Consider the following 17,263-nt stretch of genomic DNA (forward strand, 5'->3'; position numbering starts at 1 on the left):
CTCAGGCCGCGGCGCGCAGCAGCGCGATCAGCCGGGCGCGGGTCATGCCGTCGGCGATCCCGTCGACCTTCTCCTGGCGCCAGTGGCGCTGGAAGGCGCGCACCACCGTGGCGGTGTGGGCGTCGAACCGCCCCGACGGCGCGCAGTCATAGCCAAGCCGGGTGAACCCGGCCTGCAGGGCGAAGACGCCCGCGCCCTCCTCGCCCTCGCCCAGGGCCTGTCCGGGTGCGGCGTCCGGCTCGACCCACAGGCCGTGGCCGGCCTGCGCCAGGCGCTTCCAGGGGAACAGTTCGCCCGGGTCTTCCTTGCGCTCGGGCGCGACATCGGAATGGCCGACGATACGGCCGTCCTCGATGTCCCAGCGCGTGCGGATGTCGGCCAGCAGCTCGATCACCGAGGCGATCTGCGCGTCGGGGAACGGCCGGTAGCCGAACTCGTGACCGGGATTGACGATCTCGATGCCGATGGAGCGGCCGTTGATGTCGGTCTCGCCCTTCCAGGACGACAGACCCGCATGCCAGGCGCGTCGGGCCTCGGGGACCAGGCGGAAAACGCGGCCGTCCTCCTCGACCATGTAGTGGGAGCTAACCTTGGAGTCGGCGGCGCACAGACGCTCCAGCGCCTCCGGCCCCGTGGGCATGCCGGTATAGTGCAGGACCACGAGGTCCGGCGGGACCAGGCGCTCGTTGAAATTGGGCGAGGCCGCCTCGATGAATTTCACTTGTCGCGGTTCCGCAGGGCGAGCAGCAGCAGCATGATCTGGTTGGGCCTCAGGGCGATGATGAGGACGCCCGCGATGGCCACCGCGGCCCCGAAGGCCATGCGCGCATCGAAGGGGTCATGGGTGAACAGGACTCCGAGCCCGATGGTGGCCAGCGGCGTCATCAGGGTCAACGGCGAGATCAGGTTGGCCTCATAGCGCTGGATAAGGCCGTAATAGAGCGTGTGGCCCACCACCGAGACGATCAGGCCTGAGAACAGCACCGCGGCGACGAACGGCCAGCCGCTGGCCACGGCCACCGCGGCCGCCCCCGGCTCCAGCCAGGCCGAGAGCGCAGCCAGGGGGATGAAGGAGGACAACCCGACCCAGGCCTGCATCTGCAGCGGTTTCAACCCCTCCATCTGCTTCAGCATCACAGCGCCCAGCGAGCCCAGGAACGCCGCGGCCACGACGAACAGCAGGCCGGGCGCGATCCGGAAACCGTGCGGGTCCCACATGACGGTCAGCGCGCCCAGCAGGGTGAGGCCGATGCCGAACAGGCGTCGCCGCGTCAGCCGCTCGCCCAGCAGCATGAAGGACAGGAATGTGGTCATCGGCACCATCACCTGGCTGACCACGGCCACCGACGACGGGGTGGAGCTCTTCAGGCCCACGAACATCAGGGCGAAATTGCCGCCGCCCATCAGCAGCGCCACCACGAGGAGCCGCCAGATGGGACGCGGCGCGGGCCGCAGCCAGGGGAACACCGCCACCGCGACCACGGCGAAGCGGACCGCCGCGTAAAACAGCGGCGGGACGTCCATGTACGAGACCACGAACTTCGAGACGATGTTGTTGGCCGCCCAGACGAGGCAGACCATGACCAGCAGAGCGAAGTCGCGAAGCGCCATGGCCCTGCCTTAGGCTCGGTTCGACCGGCTTTGGCAAGCCCGGCGGCGGTCTAAGGCGAATCCAGAGGGCGCTTGTCTGACGTTTGGGAACTCCCCGATGGTGGCGCTGTCCATTCGGAGACGCCCATGACCGCCGCACCCTTCCTAGGCCCTGACGTCGACGATCTGGGGGCCGCCTATATCGACCCCTCCGCGCGCATCTTCGGCCAGGTGGAGATCGCCGCCGAGGCGTCGATCTGGTGCAATGTGGTGGTGCGCGCCGAGAGCCAGCGGGTGGTCATCGGGCCGCGGGTCAATGTGCAGGACTTCGTGATGATCCATGTGGGCGCGGGCACGCCGACCCTGATCGGCGCCAATTGCTCGATCACCCACCACGTCACCCTGCACGGCTGCGACATTGGCGCCGACTGCCTGATCGGGATCGGGGCGACGATCATGGACGGCTGCGTGGTGGGCGCGGGCTCCATTGTCGCCGGCGGCGCCTTCCTGAAGGAAGGGACCGTGATCCCGCCCCACTCCATCGTCATGGGCTCGCCGGGCGCGGTGACCAAGACCCGCGACAACGCTCTCGCCAACGCGATGAACGCCTTCCTCTACTGGCGCAACGCCCAGGCCTATGCCCAGGGCGACTACCGGCTGTGGTCGAAGGAGAGCTTCCGCGCCGAGATGGCCGCCGAGCGCGACCGGCTCATGTCCGCCTCAGGGTGAACCGAAGCGCCGTCAGGGTCTCGGAGAACCCGACCACCTTGTTGTCGACCAGGCCCACCGCCTTGGCCGCGGCCATGACCTCGACGTCCTTGACCGCCGCGGCCTTGCCCTTGCGCGAGACCACCCAGATCGCGCCCTTGTCGGCCAGGGTCGGGACCAGATCGCCCAGACGCGCCAGTTCGCCGGCGCTGTCGGCGGCGTAGAACAGGATGTCGAGGCCCGCGAGGTCTTCGGCCGACTCCACGCCGAGCTCGGCCAGTTCGGCGGCCAGGGCGTCGTCGGCGAGGTTCAGGACGGCGACGCGCATCCCGGGCTTCACGCCCAGTTTGTCCAGCCGCCCCTTGGGATTGAGCATCGCCTGAGCCCAGTTCGCCGCGGCCTTCTCGCCCAGCGAAAAGCGCGACCCGTCGGCCAGGACCAGATCGCCGGCCTCGGCGCGGACGCCCTTGAGGTCATCGCCCTGGTAGACGCGGCGCTGGGCGCCCCGGAACAGGAGCCTGGGCGGCTCGTACTGGAGGCGGCCGCTGTCGGGCCCGTCCGCGAACCTCGCCTCAACCTGCGCGTCCTTGCCCATGGTCCCGCCTCCCGCCGCCTCGCATCCTAGTCGTCGGCGGCGTGGGGGCGCCAGGGGGCCGGGGGAGCGGGCCACGGGATCGGCGGGGAGGCCGGTCGGTCGACGAGCGCGAGGCGGCGGGGCCTTCACATTTTAAGGACGAACGGGATCGCTCCGCTGCGACATCGCGCGCGGATTTATTCGTGCGGACGCGTCCTTCTCCCGCAAGGGGAGAAGGGGTCGCTTCAGCCTTACGCCGCCTTGCCGAGGCTAAGGGTCTCGTAGCGGGCCAGGTGGTGGTCGGTGGAGCCGAAGGCGCCCTCGATCATGGTGGCGCGCTTGAAGTAGTGGCCGATGGCCATCTCGTCGGTCATGCCCATGCCGCCATGCAGCTGGATGGCGTTCTGGCCGACGAACTTGCAGGCCTTGCCGATCTGCACCTTGGCCGCCGAAACGCCCTTGGCGCGCTCGACGTCGGTGTCGGTGAGCTTGATATTGGCCATGTAGGTCATCGAGATCGACTGCTCAAGCTGGATGAACATGTCGACCATCCGGTGCTGCAGCACCTGGAACTGGCTGATCGGCTGGCCGAACTGCTTGCGCTGCTTGGTGTATTCCAAGGTGCCCTCGTGCAGGCGGCGCAGGACGCCGCAGGCCTCGGCGCAGGTGGCGACGATGGCCTCGTCGATCACCTTTTCCACCAGGGGCAGGCCTGCGCCTTCCGAGCCGATCAGGGCCTCGGCCGGCAGAGAGACGTTCTCGAAGGTGACTTCCGAGGCGCGCAAGCCGTCGACGGTCGGGTAGTCGCGGGTGGTCACGCCCTTGGCGGTCTTGTCGACGATGAACACCGAGACGCCCTGGGCGTCGCGCTGGCCGCCGCCGGTGCGGGCGGTGACGATCAGGTGGCTGGCCCAGGGGGCGCCGATCACCACGGCCTTGGCGCCGTTGAGGACCCAGCCGGAGCCGTCCTTCTTGGCGGTGGTCTTCAGGTCCTGCCAGCTATAGCGGGCCTGGGGCTCGGCCGCGGCGAAGGCGATGGTGGTCGTGCCCGCGATGATCTGGGCGATGATGTCGGCCGCACCGGAATGGCCGGAGTGCTTCAGGAACCCGCCGCCGATCACCACGGTGCCGAGATAGGGCTCGACCACCAGGGTTTTGCCGAACTCTTCCATCACGACCATGTTGTCGGTCGGACCGCCGCCCAGGCCGCCCAGCTCTTCCGAGAACGGCGCGCCCAGGATGCCGAGCTCCTCGGCGAAGGCCTTCCAGACGGCCGGACGCCAGCCCGCCTCGGTCTTCAGCGCGTCGCGGCGCTGCTCGAAGCTGTAGTGGTCGGCCAGATAGCTCGCGACGGTGTCGCGCAGCATCGACTGTTCTTCGGTGAAGCTGAAATCCATCTGGTTTCCCCGTGACGTTTCCCGCCCCGGCCGCAGGCCGGAGCGGGCTTGAAGACTATTATTCAGAATGTGGCCTAGAGGCCCAGCACCATCTTGGCGATGATGTTGCGCTGGATCTCGTTGGAGCCGCCGTAGATCGAGGTCTTGCGGCCGTTGAAGTAATCACCGGCCAGGCCGTCGGCGTAGCCGGGGCCGATATTGGCGTTGTGACCCAGGTCGCGCAGATAGGGCGCGCCGTAGTGGCCCACGGCCTCCAGGGCCAGCTCATGCAGGCGCTGCTGGATCTCGGTGCCCTTGATCTTCAGGATCGAGCTTTCCAGGCCCGGGCCCTTGCCGCTCTGCTCGCCGGCCAGGGTGCGCAGCTCGGTGAACTCCAGCGCGGTCAGGTCGATCTCGAGCTCGGCCACCTTGCGCTTGAAGAAGGGGTCCTGCAGCAGCGGGCCGCCGGTGTCCGACAGCTCGGTGGAGGCGATTTCGCGCACCCGTTCCAGGCCGCGCTTGGACCGCGCCACCCCGGCGATTCCCGAGCGCTCATGGGCCAGCAGCGCCTTGGCGCAGGTCCAGCCCTGGTTCTCGTGGAAAATGCGGTTCTCGACCGGCACCTTCACATTGTCGAGGAAGACGTCGTTGACCTCGTGGCCGCCTTCCAACGTCGTGATCCGACGGACCTCGATGCCCGGCGACTTCATGTCGATCAGCAGGAAGGAGATGCCGGCCTGCGGCTTGGAATTGGGGTCGGTGCGGACCAGGAAGAAGCCCCAGTCGGCGTGCTGGCCGAGCGTCGTCCACGTCTTTTGGCCGTTGACGAGATAGTATTCCTTGCCGTCGTCGCCGGTGATGCGCTCGGCCTTGGTCTTCAGGCTGGCCAGGTCGGAGCCGGCGCCCGGCTCGGAATAGCCCTGGCACCACCACACCTTGCCGTCACGGATGCCGGGCAGGAACTTCTCTTTCTGCTCCTGCGTGCCGAAGGTGTAGATCACCGGCGCCAGCATGGCGACGCCGAACGGCAGGATGCCGATGGTGTCGGCCCGGGCCTGTTCCTCGGACCAGATGTATTTCTGGGTGGGGGTCCACTCGGTGCCGCCGAACTCCTTGGGCCAGGAGGGCGCCGACCAGCCCTTGGCGGCCAGGATGCGGTGCCAGGAGAGGAAATCCTCCTTGCCCAGATCCTCGCCGCGCGCCTGCTTCTCACGCAGGGCCTTGGGGTAGTTCTCGGCGATGAAGGCGCGGGCCTCCTCGCGGAAGGCGGAGTCTTCGGGGGAAAAGTCGAGGTCCATGGTGCGGCTCCCTGGCGCGAGCATTTACAGTGTATGTCGTTGGCGCGACCATACGCGCGCCGCCCGACGATGTGAAGATGACGCTTACGTCAACGTCATCCGAAGGCGCTCAGCCCGGCATCTTGAACCTCATCGGGACGACGATCTTGCCGTTGCGGATGCGCCGGTCCTGCGGCGGAACGCGGTAGGTCTTGACCAGTCTCAGGGCGAAGGCGCCGACGCCCGCGTTCGTCGGCGTCTCGGACAGCAGGACGCAGCCGGTGAGCCGTCCGTCCTTCTCCACGCGGCATTCGACGCTCGCCCGTCCCTGGCGACCCGCGGGCGGTTCGGCCGCCACGGCTCCCAGGACGGCCATCATCATCAGCAGCATCATTTCACCCTCACAGTCACCTTACCGGCGAACCTTCAGCGTGCGCCAACCGTTGGAGCGATTGCGCCGATGTCCCGAGGCGTGCATCCCTGACCGGTACATGCCCCGCATCCTTACCTATAACGTCCATCGCTGCGTTGGGACCGATCGTCGACTCGATGTGGGACGGGTGGCCGAGGTCATCGCCCAGCTGCAGCCCGACATCGTCGCCCTGCAGGAGCTGGATGTCGGCCGGGTGCGGACCGGCAGCGTCGACCAGGCCCATGAGATCGCCCAGCGCCTGAAAATGTCCTTCCACTTCCACCCCGCCCTGCGGGTGGAAGAGGAGCTCTACGGCGACGCGATCCTGACGGCCTACCCCGAGCGGTTGATCCAGACCGGCCCCCTGCCGGGCCACCCGGCCATCCCGCAGCTGGAGCCGCGCGGCGCCCTGTGGCTGGCGGTGGAGATCGAGGGGCGCGAGGTCCACATCCTCAACACACATCTGGGCCTGGTGCCCAAGGAACAGCAGATCCAGGCCGCCTGGCTGGCCGGGCAGGGATGGCTGGGTCATCCGGCCCGCCAGGGGCCCACCATCCTGCTGGGCGATTTCAACGCCACCGCAACCTCCGTGGTCTACCGCACCCTGCACGCCAAGCTGGAAGCGGCGCGGCGGCTGGCGCCCAACAAGGTGTCGACCTCGACATTCCCCTCGGCCCTGCCCGTGCTGCGGATCGACCACATCTTCGTAAGCCCGGAGATCCGCGTCGAGAGCGTCACCGCCCCCTTCGACGCCCTGACCCGGGTCGCCTCGGACCACCTGCCCCTGGTGATGGACTTCAGCCTCGTCTGAGACGGCGCTCGGCTCGAATGGTCGTATAGAGCCGGTCGCGGCGGCGGTTGGGGCGCCAACTGTCGCTGACATTGGCCGGATCGCCCAGGTGATAGGCGGCGATCATCTCCCCCAAGGCCGACTGTTTCGTCGGCAGGATGGGCGCGAGCCGGCCTTCGCGGTTCAGGGCCTCGATGGCGCCGATCAATCCGCCGCGCTCGGCGCGGGCCTTGGCCACCGCATCGCCCGTATGGCCGAGGAAGTGGCCAACCAGCCGGTCGCGGAAGGCGGTGACCGCCATGCGGTCGCTTTCGGTCGAGACCTCAATGCCCAGCTCCACCTCGGTGTCGAAGCCGCCCGAGCGGTTGTTGAGATTGGCCGAGCCCACTCGCGCGAGGGTATCGTCCACCACCGTGACCTTGGAGTGGACGATGATCGTGCTCCCGGCCCGGGTGGTCGGGTACCAGGCCCGGAACCGCCCGAAGATGTCGGCCGCCTGCAGGCGCCACAGGATGTTGGAGCGCGCCCTGTCCATGGTGAGCTGGTCGAACCAGCTCGGGCTCTGGCCGGTGGAGATCAGCACCACCTCCGGCCCGTTGGCCTCGCCCAGCCGGGTGGCGATGGCCTCGGCGATGGCCGGGGCGGTGAAGTACTGGTTCTCCAGATAGACGGTGGTCTTGGCCGCGAGGATCGATTCAAGGGAGAGGCGGCGGATTTCCTCCACCACCGGCTGGCCCTTCCAGGCGGGTTCGGTGCGGGCGATGGCGATGTCGACCTCGCGCAGGTGGGCCGGGATGTGGCTGGGCCAGGGATCGGTCCCCGCCGGCCTCTCCGGCTTCGGCAGGACATCGCCGGTGGCGCGCCGCCAGCGTTCGCGCGCCAGGTCGCCGAAGGCCATGGCGGCCTCGCCGTCGACCATGGCCATCACCTCATGACGCGGCGCATGGTGTTCCTGGTCGGGCATGATCCGCCGCGGTTCGATGTCCAGGTGGCCCGGTGTGTCCCATCGGTCGACGCTGATGTCGCCGCCGCCGCAGAAGGCCAGCTCGTCGTCCACAACCAGCACCTTCTGATGGTGGCAGGCGCCGAAGGGCACCTGGTCGTCCAGCACGAACCTCACCCCCGTGCCATGGAACCACTTGCGGGCCTTGTGGGGGAAGAACTCCTGGCTGATGGCGACGGGCAGGGCCGACTTCCAGATCAGCAGGTGGATGTCGAGCTCCGGCCGGGACCGGGCCAACTCCACCAGGAACCGGCCGACCTCGTCAGGGTCGTCAGGCCCGTCGGCGCCATCGGGAAACAACCGCGTCCGGGGATCGAATCCCCACCCCAGCAGCATGATCGATCGCTTGGCCTTGCGCAGGGTCTCGTAGACGGCGGTGAAATAAGCCTCCGTGTCGATCAGGAAGGCCGCACGGCCGGCCCGAGCCGTTCGCCAACAGGTCTCGCCGGGTCTCAAGATCGTCATGGCCGGCGCAGCGCCCTCGCAAATGCTTACGCCCGTGACAAAGCGTACGGCCAAGGTGGGTTCCAGGCGCCCGGAAGGCCAGCGAAGAGTCGTCGGCGAGCAAAAAAGAGCGCCCGGCGAACCGGGCGCTCAGGCTGTGTCGACAGGGCTGGGCCGGGGGGCGTCAGCCCTTGTAGACCTGGCAGGGTCCGGTGAGTTCGGCCGTCAGGCGCGCCTTGCGCTCGGCGTTGGTGGTCTTGGCTTCGCGCCGGGCCTTGTCCATCTCCGCCAGGCCGCGATCGGCCACATACGTCGAGCGCGAGCGCTTCTCGGCCTTGAGGAAGGCGTCCAGGGCCGCGGTGTCGACGGCGGCCAGTTCGGCGGCGGCCAGACCCCGGCAGCGGTTGGCCCGCAGATATTCCACATCGCTGACGGCGGCGCTGGCGGTCCCGGCGGCGGTCAGGAGGCAGGCAGCGGCAAAGGCGGTGGTGATCGGTCGCATGGCGGTACTCCGTGAAATTTACCCTGGAAAGCTGGCCTTCACAGCCGGTCGCCTCAAATGAATTTCTGGACAGATTCAGTATTGGACGGTTAAATATTGGTCATGATACATCATAGTTACTCAAGTAACATAATCCGGTTGCAACTATAGAACATAGACGCAATCATTTAGGCATGGCTCCCGACATCAAGCTCGACGCCGCCGCGGTCAACGCCCTGTTGCGGCGCGCCTTCCCGCAGGGTTCGGCCCTGCTTTTCCCGACCATCACCGAGGTCGAGCCCGGCCGCGTGCACACGGTCGCGCCCTATCACGAGGGGATGCTGCGCCCCGGCGGGGTCATTTCGGGTCCCAGCCTGATGAGCCTGGCCGACACCGCGGCCTACGCCCTGGTGCTCTGCCACGTGGGCGAGGAGCTGATGGCGGTGACCAGTTCGCTGGTGATGAACTTCCTGCGCGCCGCCAAGCCCGGCGAGATCCACGCCGAGGCCCTGCTGCTGCGCCTGGGGCGGCGCAGCGCAGTCTGCGACATCCGGCTCTGGACCGAGAGCGCCGAGCGACTGGCGGCCCAGGCCACGGTCACCTACTCTATCCCGTGACATGACCGACCTGCCGCTCCGCCCCCCCGCCCCCATCAAGACGCCTTGCATCAAGGTGTGCGTCGTCGACGGCGAGAGCGGCCTGTGCATGGGCTGCTACCGCAAGCTCTCGGAGGTGGCCGGCTGGGCCAAGCTCACCGACGACGAGCGGGCGGTCGTCACCGACGAGCTGCCGTCCCGCCGCGACCGCATCCGCCCCGAGAAACTGGCCATGTTCAGCTGAGCCGGCTCGCCGTTAGGAACTCGGCAAGATTCGATTCACGGCTTGCAAACCCCGCCTGCCTAATCTTCGCCCCTGGCCGAGAACGGCCCTGGATTGGCCGGAGAACGGGTGTCGAGATGATCAGACTGGCGGTGCTGGCGCTGATAGGCGCGGTCTCAGCCGTGGGCGCGGCCCAGGGCGTGGCCAGATTCGAGCAGAAGCACGCCGTGCCCGAGCTGCGCGCCGCGCTCGCAATTGCGCCCTCGACAGCCGTCGAGAGCCAGGCCGCCTCTATCGCCAAGGGCGCCGATGGCCACTATTGGGCCGAGGCCGACGTCAACGGCTCGCGGGTCCGGTTCCTGGTCGACACCGGCGCCAGCGCCGTGGCGCTGACCACTCAGGACGCCAAGCGCCTGGGCATCGACACGTCCCAGTTGGACTACGCCTACAAGGTGATCACCGCGTCGGGTCAGACTCGCGCCGCGGCCGTGAAGCTGGGCAGCATCTCGATCGCCGGGGCCCAGGTCTCCAACGTCGACGCCCTGGTCATCGAGAAGGGCCTCGAGACCTCCCTGCTTGGCATGAGCTACCTAGGCCGCCTGTCCCGCTTCGAGGCCACGAAGACGGCGCTCATCCTGCGCCCCTGAGCGGGCCTGGGACACCGCCGCCAGCGCGGCGTCGATCACCTCAAGTCCCGCCCCGGACTTCACGCCCTCGACGGTGAGGATACGCCGCCAGGTCCGCGCGCCGGGCAGGCCGTGGAACAGGCCCAGCATATGCCGGGTCATGGCCGCCAGATGGGTTCCCTTGGCCAGCTCGCCGGCCACATAGCCGCGATAGAGCTCGACGGCCTGGGCGGCGCCGACGTCCTCGCCGACCCCGAACACCCGCCGATCCACCTGACCCAGCAGGCCGGGAGCGTGATAGGCGGCTCGGCCCAGCATCACCCCGTCCATGACCTCGAGATGTTCCAGCGCCGCGTCCAGCGAGCCGATCCCGCCGTTGATGGCGATGGTCAGGTCCGGCCGCTCGCGCTTCAGCCGATGGACCAACGGATAGTCCAGGGGCGGCACGTCCCGGTTCTCCTTGGGCGACAGGCCCTTCAGGAGGGCCTTGCGGGCATGGACGATGAAGGTGGTCACCCCGGCCTGGGCGCAGAGGTCGACCAGCCGGAACAGGCTTTCCTCCGGCGCCTGGTCGTCGACACCGATGCGGCATTTGACGGTGACCGGGACCTTCACCGCCGCGCCCATGGCGGCCATGCATTCGGCCACCAGCTCGGGCTCGCGCATCAGGCAGGCGCCGAACCGGCCGCTCTGCACCCGGTCGGAGGGACAGCCGACATTGAGGTTGATCTCGTCATAGCCCTCGGCCTCGCCGATCCGCGCGGCGGCGACCAGGTCGGCCGGATCGGATCCGCCGAGCTGCAGGGCCACCGGATGCTCCACGGCGTCGTAGGCCAGCAGCCGCGCCCGATCCCCATGCAGGATCGCCCCGGTCGTCAGCATCTCCGTATAGAGCAGCGCGCGGCTCGACAGAGTCCGGTGCAGGACCCGGCAATGGCGGTCCGTCCAGTCCATCATCGGGGCGACGGACAGTCTATGTGCGCGGAATTGCTGCACTTCTAGCATATGCGACCGGGCGCCCACGGCATTTCGGGTGCGCTTTCTACGCTATCCCGCAGCGCTTTTCGCCCCATTTCGCCAAGCCGTAGCGGTGGCGAGCCCGAGCCAAGGGCGCTCCGAGATCGGAGCGCCTCCCGGCCGAGCGTCGGATCAGGCGGCGATCACGGCGTCGCCGCGCATCAGGGGCGCCTCAAGGGTCGACCACTCGATCTGGCCGTCGTGCTTCAGGTTTTCGAACTGCAGCACGCCAAGCGCCTCGAATTTCGGGCGGATCGCGTCGGTGAGCAGGCCGATGCGCTTGAGGTTCGGGATCATCCGCTCGAACAGGAAGGTCCGGAACGCCCGGCCGCCCTGGGTGGCGTTGTTGATCTCTATGGCCTCCTCCTCGGTGAAGCCGAACTCCTGGGCGACATTGGTCGAGACGAGCCGGTCGCGCATGACCAGGCAGGCCTCGTAGGCGAACTGGGCCCGCTCCTCGATCTGGTCCTGCGGCAGGGCGCGGATCCAGTCCTCGAGATAGTTCACGCCGAACGCCACGTGGCGGCCCTCGTCGCGCATCACCAGGCCGACCACGTCGCGCAGCAGCGGGTCCTCGGTGGTCTGGTGGATGGTCTGGAACGCGGCCAGGGCCAGGCCCTCGATGAGGATCTGCATGCCGATGAACTTCAGGTCCCAGCGCGGATCGGTGAGCACCTTGTCGAGCAGGAACTTCAGGCTCGGATTGATCGGATAGATCATCCGGCAGCGCTCCATCAGGTACTTATGGAAGACCTCGACATGGCGCGCCTCGTCGAAGGTCTGGGAGGCCGCATAGAGCTTGGCGTCATGGGTCGGCGCGCAGCTCACAAGCTGCGAGGCGACCATCAGGGCGCCCTGCTCGCCATGCAGGAATTGCGACAGGGTCTGGGCGTTCGAACGGTGCTGGAACTCACGCTTCTGAACCGGAGTCAGAGCTTCCCACTTCGGATGCCCGGCATAGCCCTCCGGCCCCTCGCTCACCTGGCCCTCCGGCCGCACCGGCGCCGGCTGGGTCCAGTCGATGTCGAGCTCGGTGTTCCAGTTGAAACGCTTGCCCAGCTCATAGAGACGCCGGATCTTCGAATTGGCGGTCTCGTAGTCCCAGTTGTAAGAGCCGGTCAGCGGCGTGCTGAAGATCTCGCGAATGACCTCGACATCGCGGTCGGTCAGCCGCTTGGCGAGGTCTTCGTCGTCGAAATATTGCACGGCCGTCGGCGGCCCTTTCACTTCATGGACCTGCAGCATGGGGCGTCTCCTGTCCCGTCTGGATGACCGGGTTGAGGCGACTCTAAAAGATGACGCCCCCGTCACCTTTGACTGAAATCAAGTCCCAGCTTCCCATTGGTCAGGCGACCGGGGCATCCGCGGCGCCCTCCCGCCAGGCGCGCATCCGGGCGCCGTGGCGTCCGATCTCGAGCCTGGAGATGGCGCGCAGATGCACCTCGTCTGGCCCGTCGGCGATGCGCAGCGACCGCATGCCGGCATAGGCGCGGGCAAGGCCGAAGTCCTCGGACATCCCCCCACCCCCGTGGGCCTGCATCGCATCGTCCAGCACCTTGAGAGCGGTCCGGGGCGCCGCGACCTTGATCATCGCGATCTCGAGCTGAGCGGCCTTGTTGCCGACCTTGTCCATCATGTCGGCGGCTTTCAGGCACAGCAGCCGGGTCATCTCGATGTCGAGGCGCGCCTCGCCGATGCGCTGCTCCCAGACGGACTGGTCGGCCAGCCGCTTGCCGAAGGCGACGCGCGACAACAGCCGGTCGACCATCTTCTCCAGGGCGACCTCGGTGGCGCCCAGCGCGCGCATGCAGTGGTGGATGCGGCCGGGGCCCAGACGGCCCTGGGCGATCTCGAAGCCACGCCCCTCCCCCAGGATCAGGTTCTCGACGGGCACCCGGACGTCGCGCAAAACCACCTCTGCGTGGCCGTGGGGCGCATCATCGTAGCCGAAGACCGGCAGCATGCGCACGACCTCGAAACCAGGCGCGTCGGTGGGCACCAGGATCTGGGACTGCTGGGCGTGCCTGGCGCCCTCCGGGTCGGTCTTGCCCATCAGGATCGCGATCTTGCAGCGTGGATCGCCCACGCCGGAGGACCACCACTTGCGACCGTTGATGACATAGCTGTCGCCGTCGCGGCGGATCGAGGTCTGGATGTTGGTGGCGTCCGAAGAGGCGACGTCCGGCTCGGTCATCAGGAAGGCGGAGCGGATCTCGCCCGCCATCAACGGGCGCAGCCACTGGGCCTTCTGGGCGGCCGAACCGTAATTGCGCAGCACCTCCATGTTGCCGGTGTCCGGCGCCGAGCAGTTGAACACCTCGGAGGCGAAGCCGACGCGGCCCATCTCCTCGGCGCAGAGCGCGTATTCGAGGTTGCTGAGACCGGGTCCCTGATCTTCGCCCTCGTCATGCTCCGACGGGGCGAGGAACAGGTTCCAGAGGCCTTCGGAATAGGCCCGGGCCTTCAGTTCCTCGACAATCGGGATGACCTGCCAGCGCGCCGCGCCCTCCACAGCCATCTGCTGCTTATAGATCGGAACGGCCGGATAGACGTGGGCGACCATGAAGGCGCGCACGCGGTCGCGCCACTCCGTCTCACGTTCGGTGTAGTTGAAATCCATGGCCGTGTTCCTTCAGGGACTTGCGTGGGCGAACGCGCCGCGGTCGGGTTGCAGCGCCTCCAGCTCACCCGGGGTGTTGGCGTTGGAGAACGGATCGATCTCGATGAAAGGCCAGTCGACGGCGGCCATCCCGACCGCCGCGGCGAACCCGCCGAGCGACCGCCGACCGGTCGCCAGATAGGCCGGCAGGGCGTCGAGGGCCTCGACGCGCCAGAGTGCGCAGACCGGGTGCAGCCGCCCCGCGCTCCGACCCATGGCGACCCGCTGGCCGTCGCTGAGCCCGCCCTGCAGGCGAACGGCCAGGTCGGGCGGGAGACAAGGGGAATCGCACGGCAGGGTCAGGACGCAGTCCGCGCCTTGCCCGGCCGCGAAGCGGAGCGCCGAGGCCAACCCGGCCAGCGGCCCTTCGATCGCCGGGTCGTCGAGCAGCAGCGGCGCATCGACCCCGCCGGCCACCTGCGCGCCGTCGCGGACGGCCACGGCGACGTTACGGCTGTAGATTCGCGCCAGCACCAGCGCCCGACCCACCAGCGTCGTCGGTCCCAGCCGGCGCAGCGGCTTGGCGCCCCCCATCCTGCGGCCCTCGCCGCCGGCGAGAACGACAACCGCCAGGGACCCGCTCACCGTCTCGTCGCCTTGGGCGCCCTGGCGCGCCTGGCCGGACGTCGGGCGAGGCCCCGGCGCGTCGCCAACCGGCTGGAGAGCTCCACGAGGTCGCGCTCGGTGAGGCGGAGCCGCGCGATGGGCAGGACGACCGCGTTCTCAAGCGCAAGGTGGCTGCGCTCCTGGATGGCGAAATTCTCCAAGGCGCGACGGCGCACATTGTTGCGGCTGATGGGAACCTGCTGGCGCAGGCAGGTTTCCAGGTGTTGGCGGACCGCCGCGGCCCGGGTGAGATCCTTGGCATGCTCGCCGGACAGGCGCTTCAGCACCTTGTCGAGGTCGTCCGCGGGCTGAGCCCGGGTCCGCATCAGGGGAAACAGGTCCTCTTCCTCGTCCAGCACATGCAGGGCCAGCTCGTGGACCACGAAGTCGAGGAGCCAGCGAAGCATCTCCTCGTCATAGGTCGTCGCCATCGACATCCGCTGCATGAGATCGCAGAACTGACGGTGCCGATGGTGTTCGGCGAAGAACCAAGCGATGGGATCGGACAGCAGGTCGGCGGGTGTTTCCGCGACCCCGGCTCGGTTCGGCGCCATGGCGTCCCTTCCTCTGCCTAGTACTTCGCTTCGAGGGTCAGCCACACCTTGTGGCGATCCGCGAACCCCGGTCGCGCGCCGTCGAAGAAGGCCGCCCTGACCTCCGCGTTCAGGATCTTGGTGAGCGGGACGCTGGCCATGACATCGACCTCGCGCCCGTAGCGCCGCGAACCGTCGTCGTCGGCGAAGTCGTGGGCGGCGGCCTGCAGCTTCACCGGCAGCGACTTCGGACCCATCTTGATGGTCGTGCCGGCCCGCAGGTTGAGGTCGCGCACGCCGCTTGGCGGTGTCGTGAGGAAGACGTCGGCCCAGCCCTGATAGGCGAACAGCGTCGCCAGGGGCGTCTGGAAGCCGCGGCGGCCATCGCCGTCCAGGCGTTCAAGGCCGACCGTGGCCCAATGGGCGGGACCCTTCAGGCCGACACCGAGGTCCAGGTAGTCGAGCGTGAACTCCGTCGGGCTGTTGCGATAGTCCGTCTGCCGCGCGAACTCCGCCTCGTAGGTGACCGCGAGGCCCGGGCGAAGCGGCCGCGATCCTGCCAGGCGCGCGCCCCAGGTGGCGTTGGACTGGGTGGGCGCGTTGTCGAAGTCGAGCAGGTAGCCGTAGCCGGTCAACTGACCGACCGCCGTCTTGAGCTCCGCCTGGACGAGATGGCTGTCGCTGTCCCACTCGCCCTGGACGCTGTGGTGGCCGAACAGCCGATGGACCCTGTCGACATAGGCGTAGGTGACCGTGAGGTCCTTGGTCGGCCGGATCGCGGCCTTCAGGGCGTCGTAGGTCTGCTCGTTCTGCCGGAAGCCGACATTGCCGATGAAGCGGGCGTTGCCCAGGATGATCCGCTGCCGGCCCACCACCACGTCCGCCTGCTTGCCGGTCCAGGATATCTGGGCGCGGTTGAGTTCGGTGACCTCGGGGTCGGCGACCACGGGATAGCCGGTCTTGCCGTTGGTGGTGCTGTTGTAGCCCTCATCCAGGGCGGTGATGTTTTCGAGCTCGGCCAGAGCCTTGAACCCCCGCCAGGCCGGCGTCTCGTAGCCGAGGCGGGTCCGCAGGGTGAGCGCTTGCGCGTCCTTGGCGAACCCGTCCTGCGAGACCGCCTCATAGCGCAGGCGCGCGTCGAGGATGATGTCGCCGGGCGGGGCGTCGGCCGCCGCCGCCAGGGACGGAAAGGCCAGGGCCGCGAGGAGCAGTGAAGTAATGCGCACCTCTATCTCCTCTTGATGATCGTGTAGGTGTGGGCCTGGGTCTTGGGCGTCAGCCTGGTCTTCAGGATCGACGCCATTGCCGCGACCGCCGGGTCGGTGGCGCCTTGCGAAGCCGAGATCAGCCGGGTCCAGCTTTCGTCGTCGGCGTGGTCCACGAAGTGGCGCGCGGCTCGGCGCACAAAGGTGGCGACGTCGAGGTTGTCCGCCTTGGCGGCGTCGCGCACGCGGCCGGCCAGCGCGGGGTCGCAAGCCTCGAGCCAGGTTTCCAGGCGCGAGGCCGAGGCGCCGTCGGCCAACATCTCGCCAAGGGACAGCGATCCCTCGGCGAAGCGGCCGTCCCGGGTCAGGCTGAAGGCGACGCCCTGCGCACGCGCGCGATCGGCGAGCTCGGACACATAGCGGGTGGCCGCCGCGGCCCAGGCCCGGCTTTCAAGGTGCAGGCGGATCTTCTCCTCGACATACTCGAAGGGCAGCACCCTCCCCTCGATGCGCCGCTCCAGCTTGAGCACATGCCAGCCGAAGCGGGAGCGCACCGGGTTCGCCAGGATCTCACCCGGCTTGAGACCAGCGAGCGCCCGCTCGACCTCGCCCACCACGTCTCCCGGGCTCAGCTGGCCCAGCGAGCCGCCGACCTCCCCGGAGGGGCAGGCCGACACGGACTTCGCGAGCTCGGCGAACTGGGCGGGCCGCGCGATCAGCTGGTCGAGGGTGGCCTGGGCGATCTGGCGCGCGTGGTCCCAGCCTTCGGCGTCGTCGGTCTGGGGTTCGATCAGGATGTGGGCCGCTTCGGTCAGGACCGGCGTCGAGAACCGCGCGCGTTGCGCGTCATAGACGCGGCGGCACTCGGCGTCCCCCGGCGGATCGACATCGACCTCGGCGTCGAGGGTCGCGCGGATCAGCGCCTCCTCGACGGTCTCCTCGCGACCGTCTTCGTCGGTCAACGGCTGGGCGACGAGGCCGAGCTCATCAGCGCGGTGCAGCAGGAGCGCCCTGACAGCCAGCGCCTTGCCGGCGGCCGTGCGCGCTTCGAGCGGGTTCGAACTCGGATGGTGCTGAGCTTCCTCGGCGATGAGGAACTCGGGGATCTCGACCCCTTCGACGACGACGGTGGCGATGGTCATG

At 68.3% G+C, this 17,263-nt stretch carries 20 protein-coding genes; 5 read left to right on the forward strand and 15 right to left on the reverse strand.

Annotation, left to right across the window (positions count from 1 at the left end; translation table 11 throughout):
- Nucleotide 1 precedes the first annotated feature (1 nt).
- Nucleotides 2-721: an N-acetylmuramoyl-L-alanine amidase gene (locus tag M9M90_RS14520; protein ID WP_254833932.1), complete on the reverse strand. Its 720-nt coding sequence runs from the start codon at nt 719-721 to the stop codon at nt 2-4.
- Entirely contained in the window at nt 718-1,611 is an 894-nt protein-coding gene (locus tag M9M90_RS14525; RefSeq protein WP_254833933.1) for a DMT family transporter, read from the reverse strand. The genes M9M90_RS14520 and M9M90_RS14525 overlap by 4 nt, the downstream gene beginning before the upstream one ends.
- A gap of 126 nt (nt 1,612-1,737) precedes the next feature.
- Between M9M90_RS14525 and M9M90_RS14530 the strand changes: the two genes are divergently transcribed.
- Nucleotides 1,738-2,319 (forward strand): gamma carbonic anhydrase family protein, encoded by a 582-nt coding sequence (locus M9M90_RS14530; RefSeq protein WP_254833934.1) that lies wholly within the window; start codon nt 1,738-1,740, stop codon nt 2,317-2,319.
- Here the strand turns inward: M9M90_RS14530 and M9M90_RS14535 are convergent.
- From M9M90_RS14535 to M9M90_RS14550, 4 genes are all read right to left on the reverse strand, one after another.
- Nucleotides 2,300-2,893 (reverse strand): DUF3052 family protein, encoded by a 594-nt coding sequence (locus M9M90_RS14535; RefSeq protein ID WP_254833935.1) that lies wholly within the window; start codon nt 2,891-2,893, stop codon nt 2,300-2,302. The genes M9M90_RS14530 and M9M90_RS14535 overlap by 20 nt on opposite strands.
- Nucleotides 2,894-3,123: 230 nt before the next feature.
- Nucleotides 3,124-4,269: an acyl-CoA dehydrogenase family protein gene (locus M9M90_RS14540; protein ID WP_254833936.1), complete on the reverse strand. Its 1,146-nt coding sequence runs from the start codon at nt 4,267-4,269 to the stop codon at nt 3,124-3,126.
- A 74-nt stretch (nt 4,270-4,343) separates the two neighbouring features.
- Nucleotides 4,344-5,546, reverse strand: a complete 1,203-nt coding sequence (locus M9M90_RS14545) for an acyl-CoA dehydrogenase family protein (protein WP_254833937.1) — start codon at nt 5,544-5,546, stop codon at nt 4,344-4,346.
- Nucleotides 5,547-5,655: 109 nt separating this feature from the next.
- Entirely contained in the window at nt 5,656-5,919 is a 264-nt protein-coding gene (locus M9M90_RS14550; protein WP_254833938.1) for a TonB family protein, read from the reverse strand.
- Between the two features lie 97 nt (nt 5,920-6,016).
- Here M9M90_RS14550 and M9M90_RS14555 point away from each other — a divergent pair, with 97 nt between their 5' ends.
- Nucleotides 6,017-6,748: an endonuclease/exonuclease/phosphatase family protein gene (locus M9M90_RS14555; protein ID WP_254833939.1), complete on the forward strand. Its 732-nt coding sequence runs from the start codon at nt 6,017-6,019 to the stop codon at nt 6,746-6,748.
- Here the strand turns inward: M9M90_RS14555 and M9M90_RS14560 are convergent.
- Both M9M90_RS14560 and M9M90_RS14565 read right to left on the reverse strand, forming a co-directional pair.
- Nucleotides 6,735-8,195, reverse strand: a complete 1,461-nt coding sequence (locus M9M90_RS14560) for a phospholipase D-like domain-containing protein (protein ID WP_254833940.1) — start codon at nt 8,193-8,195, stop codon at nt 6,735-6,737. The two genes, M9M90_RS14555 and M9M90_RS14560, sit on opposite strands and share 14 nt — an antisense overlap.
- Before the next feature lie 163 nt (nt 8,196-8,358).
- Complete coding sequence (locus M9M90_RS14565; RefSeq protein ID WP_254833941.1) at nt 8,359-8,676, reverse strand: hypothetical protein; 318 nt, start codon at nt 8,674-8,676, stop codon at nt 8,359-8,361.
- Nucleotides 8,677-8,849: 173 nt separating this feature from the next.
- Here M9M90_RS14565 and M9M90_RS14570 point away from each other — a divergent pair, with 173 nt between their 5' ends.
- The 3 genes from M9M90_RS14570 (at nt 8,850) to M9M90_RS14580 (ending at nt 10,121) form a co-directional block, all read left to right on the forward strand.
- Nucleotides 8,850-9,272 carry a PaaI family thioesterase gene (locus tag M9M90_RS14570; protein ID WP_254833942.1) on the forward strand — a complete coding sequence of 141 codons (423 nt, stop codon included), beginning with the start codon at nt 8,850-8,852 and terminating at the stop codon, nt 9,270-9,272.
- Nucleotide 9,273: 1 nt separating this feature from the next.
- Nucleotides 9,274-9,495, forward strand: a complete 222-nt coding sequence (locus tag M9M90_RS14575) for a DUF1289 domain-containing protein (RefSeq protein WP_254833943.1) — start codon at nt 9,274-9,276, stop codon at nt 9,493-9,495.
- Between the two features lie 116 nt (nt 9,496-9,611).
- Nucleotides 9,612-10,121, forward strand: a complete 510-nt coding sequence (locus tag M9M90_RS14580; protein ID WP_254833944.1) for a TIGR02281 family clan AA aspartic protease — start codon at nt 9,612-9,614, stop codon at nt 10,119-10,121.
- Here M9M90_RS14580 and dusA read toward each other — a convergent pair.
- The 7 genes from dusA to M9M90_RS14615 all read right to left on the reverse strand — a co-directional run bounded on the left by dusA (nt 10,065) and on the right by M9M90_RS14615 (nt 17,262).
- Complete coding sequence (gene dusA, locus M9M90_RS14585; RefSeq protein ID WP_371876861.1) at nt 10,065-11,096, reverse strand: tRNA dihydrouridine(20/20a) synthase DusA; 1,032 nt, start codon at nt 11,094-11,096, stop codon at nt 10,065-10,067. The genes M9M90_RS14580 and dusA overlap by 57 nt on opposite strands.
- A 153-nt stretch (nt 11,097-11,249) precedes the next feature.
- Entirely contained in the window at nt 11,250-12,362 is a 1,113-nt protein-coding gene (locus M9M90_RS14590; protein WP_254833946.1) for a ferritin-like domain-containing protein, read from the reverse strand.
- A 100-nt stretch (nt 12,363-12,462) separates the two neighbouring features.
- Nucleotides 12,463-13,737 carry an acyl-CoA dehydrogenase family protein gene (locus M9M90_RS14595; protein ID WP_254833947.1) on the reverse strand — a complete coding sequence of 425 codons (1,275 nt, stop codon included), beginning with the start codon at nt 13,735-13,737 and terminating at the stop codon, nt 12,463-12,465.
- 12 nt (nt 13,738-13,749) lie between these two features.
- Complete coding sequence (locus tag M9M90_RS14600) at nt 13,750-14,361, reverse strand: molybdenum cofactor guanylyltransferase (RefSeq protein ID WP_254833948.1); 612 nt, start codon at nt 14,359-14,361, stop codon at nt 13,750-13,752.
- Nucleotides 14,358-14,936, reverse strand: coding sequence for a hemerythrin domain-containing protein (locus M9M90_RS14605; protein ID WP_254833949.1), 579 nt, complete (start codon nt 14,934-14,936; stop codon nt 14,358-14,360). The genes M9M90_RS14600 and M9M90_RS14605 overlap by 4 nt, the downstream gene beginning before the upstream one ends.
- 17 nt (nt 14,937-14,953) lie before the next feature.
- The gene (locus M9M90_RS14610; RefSeq protein WP_254833950.1) at nt 14,954-16,141 is read right to left on the reverse strand and encodes a hypothetical protein; all 1,188 of its coding nucleotides are present in this window, start codon (nt 16,139-16,141) and stop codon (nt 14,954-14,956) included.
- Nucleotides 16,142-16,143: 2 nt separating this feature from the next.
- The gene (locus M9M90_RS14615) at nt 16,144-17,262 is read right to left on the reverse strand and encodes a peptidylprolyl isomerase (RefSeq protein ID WP_254833951.1); all 1,119 of its coding nucleotides are present in this window, start codon (nt 17,260-17,262) and stop codon (nt 16,144-16,146) included.
- Between the last annotated feature and the right edge of the window lies 1 nt (nt 17,263).

The organism is Phenylobacterium sp. LH3H17, from assembly GCF_024298925.1.
Lineage (GTDB): Bacteria > Pseudomonadota > Alphaproteobacteria > Caulobacterales > Caulobacteraceae > Phenylobacterium.